Here is a 12,305-nt window from a genome sequence, read left to right on the forward strand (position 1 = left end):
ACGCTCCGACCATGTCCCTGGTGCGGTCGCTGCGCGTCTTCCACCAGCGCCGCATCGCCCTCCCGGTCACCGACGACGCACTGGTGCTGGACGTGGGCAGCGGGGACAAGCCGTCCTGGCGCGCCGACGTGCTCCTGGACCGCTACCTCGGTGACGAGTACGCGGCCCAGCGGTCGGGTCGGGGCCGGGCCCGGATCAGCCGCCCGCTCTTCAACGCCGATGCCGCCGCGATGCCGTTCGCGGACGGAGCGTTCGACTACACGATCTGCTCCAACCTGCTGGAACACGTCGAGGACCCGGCCGGGGTGCTGCGCGAGCTGATGCGGGTCTCGCGGGCCGGCTACATCGAGGTCCCCGAGGCGTCCAGCGCCAAGATCGTCGACTTCCCGAGCCACATCTGGTGGTGCCGCCTGGATGCCGCGACGGAACCGCCGACCCTGGTGTTCACGGCCAAGGACGCGCCGGTGTTCGACGCGGAGATCGCCGACTACCTCCGGCGGTCGGGCGTGCAACGTCGCGTCGAGGCGGTGCTGAACAGCCGCTTCGAGCACCGGGTGATCATGCTGCACTGGTCCGGCGCGGTCCCCCACCGCGTCGAGGGCAGCGTTCCGCAGTCCCTGGTCGCGCACGCCCTGGCCCAGCCGGGCCACACCAAGGACCTGCAGGCGGCGGTCATCGAGAAGGCGACGGACGTGCTGACCGCGAGGACGCAGCGCCGGCTCCGCCGCCGGCGCCTCCGCTACGACGACCTCGTGCGTCCGGAGTTCCGCACCGGCGACGGCGCACTGCTGGAGCGGCGCGTCTACTCCGACGAGCGGTGGACGCCGAAGCCCGGCCCGGTCAGTACGGGTCGTACGGCGAGTCGTGCCCGAGCAGCCGGGCCACCGGCCGCAGGCGGAGGCGCAGCAGGATCTTGACGACGACGTTGCGCAGCCACCAGGGCAGCTCGGCGAGGATCCGCAGCCGGTCCCGCCCCGACGGCCGCCCGACCCGGAAGAGCGCCAGGGACCCCGCGCGGCGCTCGTAGCGGAGATCCCGCGAGGGAAGCACCCGCACGAGGATCCCCAGAGTCACCCCGATGGAGGAGAAGCAGTCGTGGATCAGCACCGGTGCGCCCTCCGGGAGGTGCACCCGCCATTTCAGGTCGTCGCCGACGGTCCAGTAGTCGTGCTTTCCGTCGATGTAGAGGAGATCGAACCCGCGGGTCCAGTTCTTGCGCGCACTCGTCGAGTAGTCGCACACCAATTCGACGACGTCCGCGACGCCGGATGTGGCAATGTTCTTCTCGAAGAGAATGCGCGTGCGACCACCGCCGAACAAGCGGCCGTCGACGAAGGGGTCGATGGCCACGAGCCGGCTCTTCCGCTGGTCCAACGCGTGCGCGAGGACCACGGTCGAACGTCCCTGATGGCTGCCCATCTCCACCGCGAGAGAGCCGGACGGCAGCGCGAGCGCCTGTTCGTGGAGCAATTCCGCCTGGGCCTCGGTCAGCCATCCCGGAATGTCGTCCGCGAGGGTCCAGATTTCCGAGAAGCGCCCGTCCGCGGACGTCTGCGGGTATTCCGGCACAGGAGACCAATCAGTCGGCGGAGAACGGTTATAGTCGCGCGGCACACTACAGCAGTGGCCCTGCAGACCCCGGAGGGATGACATCAGCGCAGTCGCCACGCGGTACGAGGAGCGGACCTCCCCGGATCCCGCCGGAGCGCCGCGGTGGGTCAACGCCGGTGTCTGGGTCCTCCTGCTGCTGGGCTCGGTCCTGCAGCTGCCGGGGCGGACCACCTTCGACACGAAGTTCGACCTGACGGCGGATCCTGCCGCGTTCCTCGACCGGGCCCTGCACATGTGGACACCCCTCACCCTCGGGGCCCCGCAGAACCAGGCGTACGGCTACCTGTTCCCCCAGGGTCCGTTCTTCCTCGGCGCCGACCTGCTGCACGTGCCCGACTGGCTGACCCAGCGCCTCTGGTCGGCGTTGCTGCTCATCGCCGCCTACGAAGGCGTCCGGCGGGTGTCCCGGGCACTCGGCATCCCCTGGGGCGCCGCGGTGCTCGCCGGCCTCTGCTACGCCCTGTCCCCGCGGCTGCTCGGGGCGGTGGGCGTCCTGTCGGGGGAGGTCCTCCCGACGGCCGTCCTCCCCTGGGTGGTGCTGCCGCTGGTCCTGACGCTCACCAGGCGGTTGTCGGCCCGCCGGGGCGGCCTGCTGTCCGGCGTCGCCGTCCTGTTCATGAGCGGCGTCAACGCCACCGGGACTCTGGCCGCGCTGCCCCTCGCCTTCCTCCTGGCCGCGTCTCGCCTCCGGCAACGCGGCGGTGCCGCGCTGCTCGGCTGGTGGAGCCTGGGCACCGCCCTGGCCTGCGCGTGGTGGATCGGCCCGCTGCTGCTCCTGGGGCGCTTCAGCCCGCCCTTCCTGGACTACATCGAGACGGCCGCGGCCACCACGAACCCCACCGGCTGGGCCAACAGCCTGCGGGGCGCGGAGCACTGGGTGGCCTACCACACGGTGGCCGGTCAGGGCTGGTGGCCGGGAGCCCACACCCTGGTGACGTCGGCTCCGCTCGCCGTTTCGGCCATGGGCGTCACGGCGTTCGGGCTCGTCGGCCTCCTGCACGCGCGCATGCCCCTCCGCCTCCCGCTCGCGCTCGCCCTCGTGGTGGGGCTGGTCTGCCTGACCGCAGGCAACCCGTCGCTGGCCGGCTCCCTCGTCGACGACCCGGTCCGCGCGCTGCTCGACGGCCCGCTGGCGCCCCTGCGGAACGTGCACAAGGTGGATCCGCTCGTCCGGCTGCCCCTCGCGCTCGGCGTCGGCCACGCGTCCGTCCTGCTCGCCGGGTGGGTCGGGCGGCGCATGGAGCGGCGGGGCTGGGAGCGGCACCGGGCGGTCGGCCGGCGCGTGGTCGGGGGTGTCCTGGCGACGGTCCTGCTCGTCGGCGCCGCACCGCTGTTCACCAACGGCCTGCGGATGCCCGGCTGGACGGACGTCCCGGAGGCCTGGTCGCAGACCGCCGCGTACCTCGACGACCAACCGGGCAACCGTGCCCTGGTCGTGCCGGGCGCCGGCTTCGGCGTGCAGACCTGGGGCTGGACCGTCGACGAGCCGATCCAGGGCCTGGCGGACGCCGGCTGGGTGACCAGGAGCCAGTCGGTGATGGCGCCGGGCCAGACGGTCCGCGTGCTGGACGCCATCGAGCGCCGGCTGGCCTCCGGGCAGGGCGGCGCCGGGCTGGCCGGGTACTTCGCGCGCGCCGGGATCACCCACGTCGTGCTCCGCCGGGACCTCGACCAGCAGGCGACGAGGACCGCGGACGCCGACCGGGCCGAGCGGGCGCTGTCCGGCAGCCCCGGCCTCCGCCGGGTGGCCGGCTTCGGGACGACGGGCTTCGCGAGCCAGGACCTCATCACCGTCTACGCGGTGGGCGGTGTGCTCCCCCGGGCCACCCTGGTCGACCTCGACGACGTCGTGCGCCTGGAGGGTGGTCCCGAGGACGTGCTCGCCGCGGTCGACGCCGGTCTGCTGGCGCCGTCCCAGGCCGTCGCGGTGCAGGGCACGGACGAGCCGGCGGACGTGGTGACGGACGGGTACCGCCGGGTCGAGCGGCAGTTCGGGCGCATCAACGACTCGGTCAGCGAGGTGATGACCGGTTCGGCGACCCCCCGGCAGGGCCGGCCCACCGACGACTACCCGGGAGCCACGACGGTCGCGCCGGCCGAGGCGGAGTTCCTCGCGGTGGACGACGTCACGGCATCCAGCTCCGAGGGGTATGCCGACAACTTCGCGCCGGTCCGTCCCGGGCGGGGTCCGGCAGCGGCCTTCGACGGCCGGCCGGAGACCGCGTGGCGGTCCGGCGCGTACGAGCCCCCGGTCGGGCAGTGGCTGGACGTCGACCTGACCCGTGCGGTGACCCGCGGTGCGCTGCACGTCTCCTTCCTCGGCGGCGGTGGGAACGCCACCGTGCGGGACGTCGAGGTCGCCTTCGACGGCGTCGTCGAGGAGCACGCCGTCCCCGACGACGGGCACCTCGTGGTGGCGCTCCCCAGCACCCCCGTGGCCCGCGTGCGCGTCACGGTGACCGCGGTGGCGCCCGGCCCCGGCCAGACGGCCCCGGTGGGCATCAGCGAGATCCAGCTCCCCGGCACCTCGCCGGGCCGCACCCTGGACGTCCCGCGCGCCGTCGGCGCCGACACCACGGTCCTGCTCGGCGCCGAGACACCGCGCCGGGCGTGCGTCGACATCGGGTACGGGCCGCACTGCGACGTGCCGGCCCCCGCAGAGGAGTGGAACGGGCTCGACCGGCGGATCACGACGGTCGAGGACGGCACCTGGGAGCTGTCCGGCACCGTGGTCGCGCAGTCCACGCCGGCCGCCGCCGCGCTGCTCGGGCCGCTCGGCGGCTCCGCCGTCGTCACCGCCGGATCGGTCTTCGGGGACGATCCGTCCGTCTCCGGGGCCTTCGCCTTCGACGGTCGGGCCGAGACGCCGTGGCTGGCCGATCCCGAGGACGACGAGGCGACCCTCGCCTTCAGCTGGACCGGCGAACGGACCGTCAGCCGGATCGCCGTCGACGCACCGGCCGTGCCGGCCGCCGACCCGGTCCGCGCCCGCATCGAGGCCTCGGGCGGCGTGCGCGACGTCGACCTGAACGGCTTCGGCTACTTCGAGCCGCTGACCGCACGGGACGGCCTGTCGATCACCTTCTACCGGGCGGACCTGGGCGCCCGGGAGCCGATCGGTGTCGCCGAGCTCCGCATCGAGGGCCTGGACGGACTCCAGCACCAGCCGTGGCAGGACGCTCCCACCGGCGCCGTGTGCGGTCTCGGCCCGGAGGTCCGGATCGACGGCACCGTGCACAGCACCGAGGTGAACGGGACGGTCGGCGACCTGCTGGACGGCTCGCCCATGACCTGGCGGGTCTGCGACGGTCCGGTCGCCCTGCCGACCGGTGCCCATCGGGTCCTGGCCGAGCCGACCCCGCAGTTCCGGCCGCTGTCGCTCACGTGGGCACCCACCACCCGACCGTCGCCGACCGCCGCAAGGTCCGACCAGGCGCCCGACGAGGCGGCCGGCGTCGACGTCGTCTCGTGGTCCGATGCCCGGCGCGTCCTGTCCGTGTCGACCGGGCCGGAGGCGGTCCTTCGGATCACCGAGAACGTCAACGCCGGGTGGCGGGCGACCCTGGACGGCCGGCCGCTGGAGTCCGTCGTCGTCGACGGCTGGCAGCAGGGCTACCTCGTCCCCGCCGGCAGCTCGGGAACCGTCGAGGTCGTGTTCGCGGCCGACCGGTGGTACCGGGCGTGGCTCCTGGTGGGCCTCGCGCTCGCCGGAGCCCTCGTGGTGCTGGCGGCCACCGGTCCGCGGCGCTCCAGTGATCCCGACGGGCACCGGGTCCTGCCGGCCGCACCGACGCGCGCGCTCCCGGTCGGGCTCGCCGTGCTCCTCGGCGCGGTGGGCGTGGTCGTGGCAGGCATCCCGCTGGTCGTCGGGTGGACAGCCGGTCTGGTGCCGCCCGTGCGCCGTCACGCCACGGCCGCCGGCGTGGTCGCCCTGGTCGGCAGCGGCGTGCTCGTCGCGACGTCCTCCGGCCTGGCAGCCGGCGTGCCCGGCCCCTGGGCCGACACGGCCGCCGCGCTCGGGCTCGGGCTGCTGCTCTCCGGCCTCGTCCCGGTCCGGGGACTGCGGCTGCGGGGACTGCGGCTCCGGGAACCTGGCGCTCGCGCGGCCGACGCGAGCTGACCGGGCCGCACCGCGACACGACGCCGGCGGCCGGGTCCGGGAGTTCCGGATCCGACCGCCGGCGTAGTCGTGCGGTCCAGCGGGGACGGTCACCGCCCGTCGGGCGATGCGGTCCCCCGGGGTCAGCCGACCTGGGCGACCTCGCGGGTGTCGGCCCGGTCGTCGTCGCGGTGGGCACCGGCGCGTGCCTTGCGGGCCAGCAGCAGGGCACCGACGACGAGCAGCAGCAGCCCGACGACGGCCATGGTCAGCGGCAGGACCGTCTTGACCAGGGAGATCTGACCTCGGATGTCCTCGGCCCGCTCGACGCCGTCCGAGATGGTCTCCTGCGAACCGGCGAAGTTGCCCGCGAGGATCGTGGCGCCGATCGTGCCCTCGGGACCGCGCAGGACGGTGTTCGGGCTCTCCTCGGAGGTCACGATGACGCCGCTGGTGGGCTCGACCCAGATGGTGCGCTGGTTGGAGTAGACGACCTCCGCGGTCACCGTGCCCGCCTCGTCGGAGCCGGCGAAGGAGGCCGGCACGTCGAGCTCGCGGACGACGGTCTCGGGGACGGACATCTCGAAGCGGTAGACCTCGAGGCCCTCGAGCTCCTCCACGGCCTCGAACGTCGCGGGGAAGGCCTGCCGCGTCGTCGAGTTGAAGACGTCGTAGTCCTTCTGCTCGGTGCCGAAGGGGAAGGTCAGCGTGAGGCCCTCGACGGCCACGTCGTCGTCGTAGTCGACGTGGTCGACGTCGCAGTCGACGGCCACGGCCTCGCGACGGTCGATGCACACGCGGTAGGTGCCCGCGTTCAGCACGGTGCCGTCCTCGCCGGTGATCGTCGAACCGAAGTTCCAGACGGCGACGTCGTCGCCGGCGGCCGCGGAGCTCGGGTCACCCTGGACCTGCTGGCGGACGTCGGCCTCGAGACCCTCGAGCTGCGCCTGCTCGCCGATGCTGAAGAACTCGACCTCGGTGCCCTGGGCGGTCGGGCTGGCCGTCTGGTCCAGCGGGAGCTTGACCAGGGTCGGCTCCAGGAACAGGCGGACCGCCAGGGCACCGGCGAGCAGGAACGCTCCCAGACCCAGCAGTACCAGCCCGATGGCGCGTCCACGCATGCCGATTGCTCCTCAAGCTCGTCGCGACAGCACCTTTGCGTCGCAGCGACGCAACACTACTGGCGAGTAGGGCGCCGTCCAATACCTGCTGGTACTCCGCCGTACCGGCGACGGGGTACCGCCGCGTACCAGGGTGAACGCAGTCACCCGGGTGGGTGACGCCGACGTCGCTGATACCGTCCCGTACCAGCGAGTTCCGCGACCGGTCAGCGGCGCCGCATCACGATGACGAGGTTCCACGACACGAGTTCGCGCAGGCCCGGCACCGCGACGACCCAGGTGGCCCACCACGGGTGGTAGCGGGGGTAGCGGGCGACGACGTCCACGTCCGGGCAGTTCCGGGCCCAGCGCAGCGCCCCGCCCACCGAGACCGGGAACAGCGACTCCCCGAACCGGTTCTTCGGCTCGCGACCGTGGCGGGCGGCGTAGCGGCGACGGGCGCGCATGCCGCCGAGGTAGTGCCACGGCCCCGTCTCGTGGCCGCCGTGCGGCGAGAGCCAGGGTGTGAAGGACAGGAAGACCGTGCCCCCGGGCCTGGTCACCCGCACCATCTCGGCCGTCATGGTCCACGGCGACCGGACGTGTTCCAGGACGTTGGACGAGTAGCAGACGTCCACGGCCGCCGATCGGATCGGGAGCGCCTCACCGCTCGCCCGGACCGTGCCCGGCTGCGGCTCGCCCCGGGCGACCATCTCCCCCGCGTCCGGCTCGAGTCCGACGTAGGTGGCTCCGGCGCCCCGGAAGGCATCGGCGAAGTACCCGGGACCACCGCCGACGTCGAGCACCGTGGCGCCGTCCAGCGGTACGTGCTCGCTCAGCTGCCGCACGGAGTCCTCGGCGAGCACCCCGTAGAAGAGGTCGGGGTCCGACTGCTCGCGCAGAAATGCCTGGAAAAGCGAGACCGAACGGGACAATGTGGCTGCGCGAGCCATTTCGGGCGGCCCCCTTCTTTGCGGTGAATGGCTGGTGGACCCGTAGTTACTGGGCGGTAGGCTCCCGCGGTGCTTTCCCGATCAACGTCGATCGACGTCCTGTTCGTCAACTGGCGGGACGTCTCCCACCCCGAAGGCGGGGGCTCGGAACGCTACGTCCACCGCATGGCGGAGGGGCTGGCGGGTGCCGGCCTGACCGTCGAGCTGTTCTGCGCCGCCCACGACCGCGCTCCCGCCGAGGAGATGCTCGGCGGCGTGCGGATCGTCCGCCGCGGCGGCCGGCTCGGCGTCTACCCGCGCGCCCTCCGGCACGTGCTGCGCACACGCCCGCGGCTGGTGGTCGACGTGCAGAACGGCCTGCCCTTCGCCAGCCCCCTCGTCACCCGGCGCCCCGTCGTCAACCTGGTCCACCACGTGCACCGGGAGCAGTGGCCGATCGTGTTCGGACGGGTGGGTGGCGCCATCGGATGGTGGGTGGAGTCGGTGCTGGCGCCGAGGATCTACCGCCGCAGCCGCTACGTGACGGTGTCGACCGCCACGGCCGAGGAGCTGGCCGGGCTCGGCATCGACCGCGGGCGGCTCTCCCTGGTGCGCAACGGCGTGGAACCGCCGCTGCCGGTCACCTCGGTCCGCTCGGCGGCACCGCACCTGGTCGTGCTCGGCCGGCTGGTCCCCCACAAGCGGGTGGAGCACGCCATCGAGGTGGTGGCCCGGCTCCGCGACCGGTGGCCGGACCTGCGCCTGTCGGTGGTCGGCGAGGGGTGGTGGGATGCCGAGCTCCGGGCCCGGGCTGTCGCACTCGGGGTCGACGACGTCGTGGACTTCACCGGTCACGTCGACGAGCAGGCCAAGCACGAGGAACTGGCCCGCGCCTGGGTGCACCTGTGCCCCTCGGTCAAGGAGGGCTGGGGGCTGGTCGTCACGGAGGCCGGCTCGCACCGGGTCCCGACCGTCGGCTACCGGTCGGCCGGCGGCCTGAACGAGTCCGTCGTCGACGGCGTCACCGGTGTCCTGGTCGACGACCTCGACGGGATGGTGGAGGCCGTCGACGACCTCCTGGCGAACGAGAACCGCCGCCTCGCCATGGGCAAGGCGGCGGCGCGTCATGCGGCGTCGTTCCACTGGCCGGCCAGCGTGCGCGGCTTCGCCGCGGCCCTGGCCTCCGCGGTGCGGGAGACCCGGCCGGCCGTCCGCGGGTCAGCTGTTCCGGTTGCCGTAGTCCAGGACGTTGATCGTCTCGTTGGTCGTCTCGATGCCGTTGTCGGGGTCGAGGGAGGCCTGGACACCGACGACAGCGGCGACGCCGAGCGCGGTCCCGCCGCCGAGGGAGATGAGCACGGCGATCAGGGTCTTCATTCTGGAACTCGCTTCCATGGAGGGCGACGACGGAGCGTGACGGTAGAGGGCGTCGCGGTGATCCACAACACCGACCCGCTCACGATCACCAGCCAGCACGCGTGAAACCCCACCACGGCTGTCACCCGGGCGAGGGAGGGTTCGGGCCCCGGACGGGCTCCGGGCACGCGGTGGAGGGCGAGGTCCGCACCGTCGACCACCAGCGGCAGATCGGTCACCGCATCGGGCACCGGCCGGCCCGGGGTGCCGCGCTCCACCAGCACCCAGCCGATGCCGAGGTCCGCCAGCGCACCCGGCTCGTCGACGACCTCCGCCACCGCCCGGGCCCGGAGGTCCTCCCCCTCGACCGCCCGCCCGTCCACGACGAGGACGTCGTCGGTGACCGTGGGGCGTGGCAGCCAGCGGGCGGCCGGGTCGAGCTGCGGGCGGTCGGCGTTCCAGTCGAACGCGCGGTAGGCGCCGAAGGGCAGCACCAGGACGTCGCCGGGGTGCGGGTCCTCCGCGAGCGCGTCGCGCACCTGCTGCCAGTCGCCCGGGTACTCGACGGGCTGCAGGCGTCCCCCCACGCCCCAGACCAGGTCCGGCACAGCGATGAGCGGCAGCAGCACCGCGGCCGCGCCCAGCAGGCCGGCCGCACCGGGGAGACCGCTCCGCTCGCGCACCGCGTCCGCGAGGCGGCGCGCACCGAGGCCGGCCCCCACGGCCAGCGGCAGGGCCCACCAGGCGATCCACTTCTGCCCGTCGCGCAGGAGCCCGGCGCCCGGGACCGACCGCACGGCCGCCTCCAGCACCTCCCGCAGCCCGGGCACGCTCCCGGCCAATGCCAGCAGGAGGCCGCACGCCCCCAGCACCAGCAGCCGGGACCCGGGCGCTCGCCGGCCGTCGCCGTGCGCCGCCCAGCCGGTGACGGCGAGGGCCACCAGCAGGAGCGTGACCAGGGGCAGCAGCGGCGACGCACGGCTGCCCGGCACTGCGTCGGCGTTCCAGATACCTCCGGTGCCGAGCAGGGCGAGGAGCGCGCCGCCCCACCCCTCGCCCCGGGCGGCGAAGGCGGCCACGCCGGCGGGGTCCGACGCGCCGCCGGCGGGGTGCAGCACCCCGGCGGCGATCCACGGCAGCGACAGGAGCAGAACCGTCCCGCCCGCGGGGAGCAGGCGTCGCCGGCCGACGAGCACCAGCACGACGCCCGCGGCGAGCAGCGCGCCCGTGGGGGTGAGCGCGGCAGGTGCCACGGCCAGGACCAGCCGGGCCGTCGACCGCGGCTCGCCGGCGCGCACCCGCAGCGCGGCGAGCGCGATCCAGGGCAGCGCGGCGTAGGCCAGCAGCAGCGCCCAGTGGCCGATGAGCAGCCGCTCCGCGACGTATGGGCTCCACCCGTAGACCAGCCCGCCGACTATGCCGGCCAGCCCGCGGCGACCGTCCGGGCCGGGCGGGACGAGGCGTGCGGCACCCAGCACCGCGGCGTACACGGCGGCGAGCAGCACCGCCTTCTGCACCAGGTCGCCCGGCACGACCGCCGTCAGCAGGGCCATCACGCCGTCGACCGGAACGGCCCGGGGAAGGCCGCCGCCGAGACCGAGGGCATCGAGGTCGAGGTCCTGGCGCGGAACGAAGACCATGTCCCGGAGGAGGACGTAGCCGGGCGCCAGCGCGGGCGCCGTCACCAGCACGGCGACCACCAGGGCCAGCACGCGGGCGGCCCAGGGCGACGGCTCGGGTCGGGTCCAGCCCGCGTCCACCGCACCCCCGTCCACCGCTCCCCCGTCCACGTCCCGTACCGCTCCGGCCGGGTCCCCGGCCGAGGCGCAGCGTAGGCGGCGGACGTGGCCCAGCCGCTCATCCGTCCGGACGGCGTGGTCGACGGAACCGCCCCCGCACCACCGTCCCGCCGTCTCCTGGGACCGGCGGCCCTGGTGTCGGTGGCGTTCCTCGGGGCCAACGCCCTGGCGTACGCGTTCACCCTCGTCGCCGCCCGGCTGCTCGTCCCCGCGGCCTTCGGGGAGCTGGCCGCGCTGCTGGGCGTCCTGCTGGTCGGCACGGTGCCGGCCACCGGGCTGCAGACCGCGGCCGCCTTGCACCTGGGCGGGGTCGCGGGCCGCCGCTCCCCCCTCGTCCTCGCCCGGCTGCACGCGAGCGCGCTCGTCACCGCGCTGGTCGTCGTCATCGCCGGGGCGCTCGCCGCCGCCCCCCTGACGGCGCTCCTCCACCTGCCCGACCCCCTCGCGGTGGTCTGGCTCGTGGCGCTGCTCGTCCCCTCGACGCTCGTGTCCGGCTACCAGGGAATGCTGCAGGGCACCGGCCGCTACGGGCAGCTGGCCGCGGTCAACGGATTCCTCGCGCTGGCCAAGCTGCTCGGGGGCACCGCCGGGCTGCTCGTCGGCGGCACCCCCACCGCCGCCCTCGCCGGGATGACCGTCGCCGCCCTCGTCGCGGCCCTGGCCGGCTGGGCCGCCTGCGGCCGGCCGGGTGTCGCGCGCGGTCTGCGCACCCCCCTCACCGCTGCCCTGCGCGCCTCCGGGGCGCTGCTCGGGTTCGTCCTCCTGCTCAACCTGGACCTGCTGCTCGCCCGTCACCACCTGACCGCCGGGCACGCGGGCGAGTACGCCGTGGGCTCGATCGTCACCAAGATCGCCTTCTGGCTGCCCCAGGGCGTCGGGGTCGTCCTCCTCCCCCGGCTGGCCGACGAGGCGCACCGGAGGCGATCGCTGCCGTCGGCGCTCGCCGTGGTCGCGGGCGTCGGGGCGGTGCTCACGCTCGGCACCGCCGCACTCGGGTCCGCCGCACTGCCGCTCGTCGGGGGGTCCGCGTACGGCGATGCGCTGGGCACGGCGGCCTCGCTGTTCGCCGCCCTCGGCACCGGGCTCGCCCTCGCCCAGCTGCTCCTCTACTCGGGCATCGCCGCAGCCGACCGGGTGGCGGTCGGGTCCGTCTGGGTGGCCGCCGTGATCGAGGCGGTCGTCGTCTCGGTCCTCTCGGCCACCGGCCGGCTGACCGTGGTGAGCCTCGCCGGAACCGCCGTCCTCACCGCAGTCCTCCTGGTGGGTGCCGGGCTGCTCCGCACCCGGCCGTTGTCACCCGAGCGGTGATCAACTTCGCCCGCGGAGGACGACTACTCCGGCGCGGCGAGGGGCAGGAGCAGGTCACCACCTGCCCGGACGCGACCTGGGTCCGGGCAGCACGACCCGC

Annotated in this window: 8 protein-coding genes; 4 read left to right on the forward strand and 4 right to left on the reverse strand. The window is 74.4% G+C overall.

The features are described from left to right. The first annotated feature begins 11 nt into the window (after nucleotides 1-11). Nucleotides 12-917: a class I SAM-dependent methyltransferase gene (locus tag CRP30_RS09385; protein ID WP_097183657.1), complete on the forward strand. Its 906-nt coding sequence runs from the start codon at nucleotides 12-14 to the stop codon at nucleotides 915-917. Here the strand turns inward: CRP30_RS09385 and CRP30_RS09390 are convergent. Further along, nucleotides 841-1,569 carry a class I SAM-dependent methyltransferase gene (locus CRP30_RS09390; protein ID WP_200814640.1) on the reverse strand — a complete coding sequence of 243 codons (729 nt, stop codon included), beginning with the start codon at nucleotides 1,567-1,569 and terminating at the stop codon, nucleotides 841-843. The genes CRP30_RS09385 and CRP30_RS09390 overlap by 77 nt on opposite strands. 190 nt (nucleotides 1,570-1,759) lie before the next feature. Here CRP30_RS09390 and CRP30_RS22750 point away from each other — a divergent pair, with 190 nt between their 5' ends. After that, complete coding sequence (locus CRP30_RS22750) at nucleotides 1,760-5,731, forward strand: alpha-(1->3)-arabinofuranosyltransferase domain-containing protein (protein WP_304528900.1); 3,972 nt, start codon at nucleotides 1,760-1,762, stop codon at nucleotides 5,729-5,731. Between the two features lie 122 nt (nucleotides 5,732-5,853). Here the strand turns inward: CRP30_RS22750 and pgfA are convergent, their stop codons facing one another. After that, on the reverse strand, nucleotides 5,854-6,831 hold the full coding sequence (pgfA, locus tag CRP30_RS09400; protein ID WP_097183659.1) for a cell envelope lipid trafficking protein PgfA: 978 nt from the start codon (nucleotides 6,829-6,831) through the stop codon (nucleotides 5,854-5,856). Between the two features lie 206 nt (nucleotides 6,832-7,037). Next, nucleotides 7,038-7,763, reverse strand: coding sequence for a class I SAM-dependent methyltransferase (locus CRP30_RS09405; RefSeq protein ID WP_097183660.1), 726 nt, complete (start codon nucleotides 7,761-7,763; stop codon nucleotides 7,038-7,040). Nucleotides 7,764-7,832: 69 nt separating this feature from the next. On the opposite strand from CRP30_RS09405, the gene CRP30_RS09410 reads away from it, so the two are divergent. Beyond that, nucleotides 7,833-9,224, forward strand: coding sequence for a glycosyltransferase family 4 protein (locus CRP30_RS09410; RefSeq protein WP_200814641.1), 1,392 nt, complete (start codon nucleotides 7,833-7,835; stop codon nucleotides 9,222-9,224). On the opposite strand, the gene CRP30_RS22265 is transcribed toward CRP30_RS09410, so the two are convergent. Next, nucleotides 9,116-10,873 carry an MmpA family trehalose lipid delivery protein gene (locus tag CRP30_RS22265; RefSeq protein ID WP_143278433.1) on the reverse strand — a complete coding sequence of 586 codons (1,758 nt, stop codon included), beginning with the start codon at nucleotides 10,871-10,873 and terminating at the stop codon, nucleotides 9,116-9,118. The genes CRP30_RS09410 and CRP30_RS22265 overlap by 109 nt on opposite strands. 69 nt (nucleotides 10,874-10,942) lie before the next feature. Between CRP30_RS22265 and CRP30_RS09420 the strand changes: the two genes are divergently transcribed. Next, nucleotides 10,943-12,205 (forward strand): polysaccharide biosynthesis protein, encoded by a 1,263-nt coding sequence (locus CRP30_RS09420; protein ID WP_097183662.1) that lies wholly within the window; start codon nucleotides 10,943-10,945, stop codon nucleotides 12,203-12,205. Nucleotides 12,206-12,305: the final 100 nt, after the last annotated feature.

Origin of the sequence: Blastococcus haudaquaticus, from assembly GCF_900230285.1 — a bacterium.
GTDB classification, from domain to species: Bacteria; Actinomycetota; Actinomycetes; order Mycobacteriales; family Geodermatophilaceae; genus Blastococcus_B; species Blastococcus_B haudaquaticus.

Coding starts and splice junctions, on each gene's coding strand:
- CRP30_RS09405 (WP_097183660.1), bottom strand. CDS start 7,763: ATGGCTCGCGCAGCCACATTGTCCCGTTCGGTCTCGCTTTTCCAGGCA.
- CRP30_RS09385 (WP_097183657.1), top strand. CDS start 12: ATGTCCCTGGTGCGGTCGCTGCGCGTCTTCCACCAGCGCCGCATCGCC.
- pgfA (WP_097183659.1), bottom strand. CDS start 6,831: ATGCGTGGACGCGCCATCGGGCTGGTACTGCTGGGTCTGGGAGCGTTC.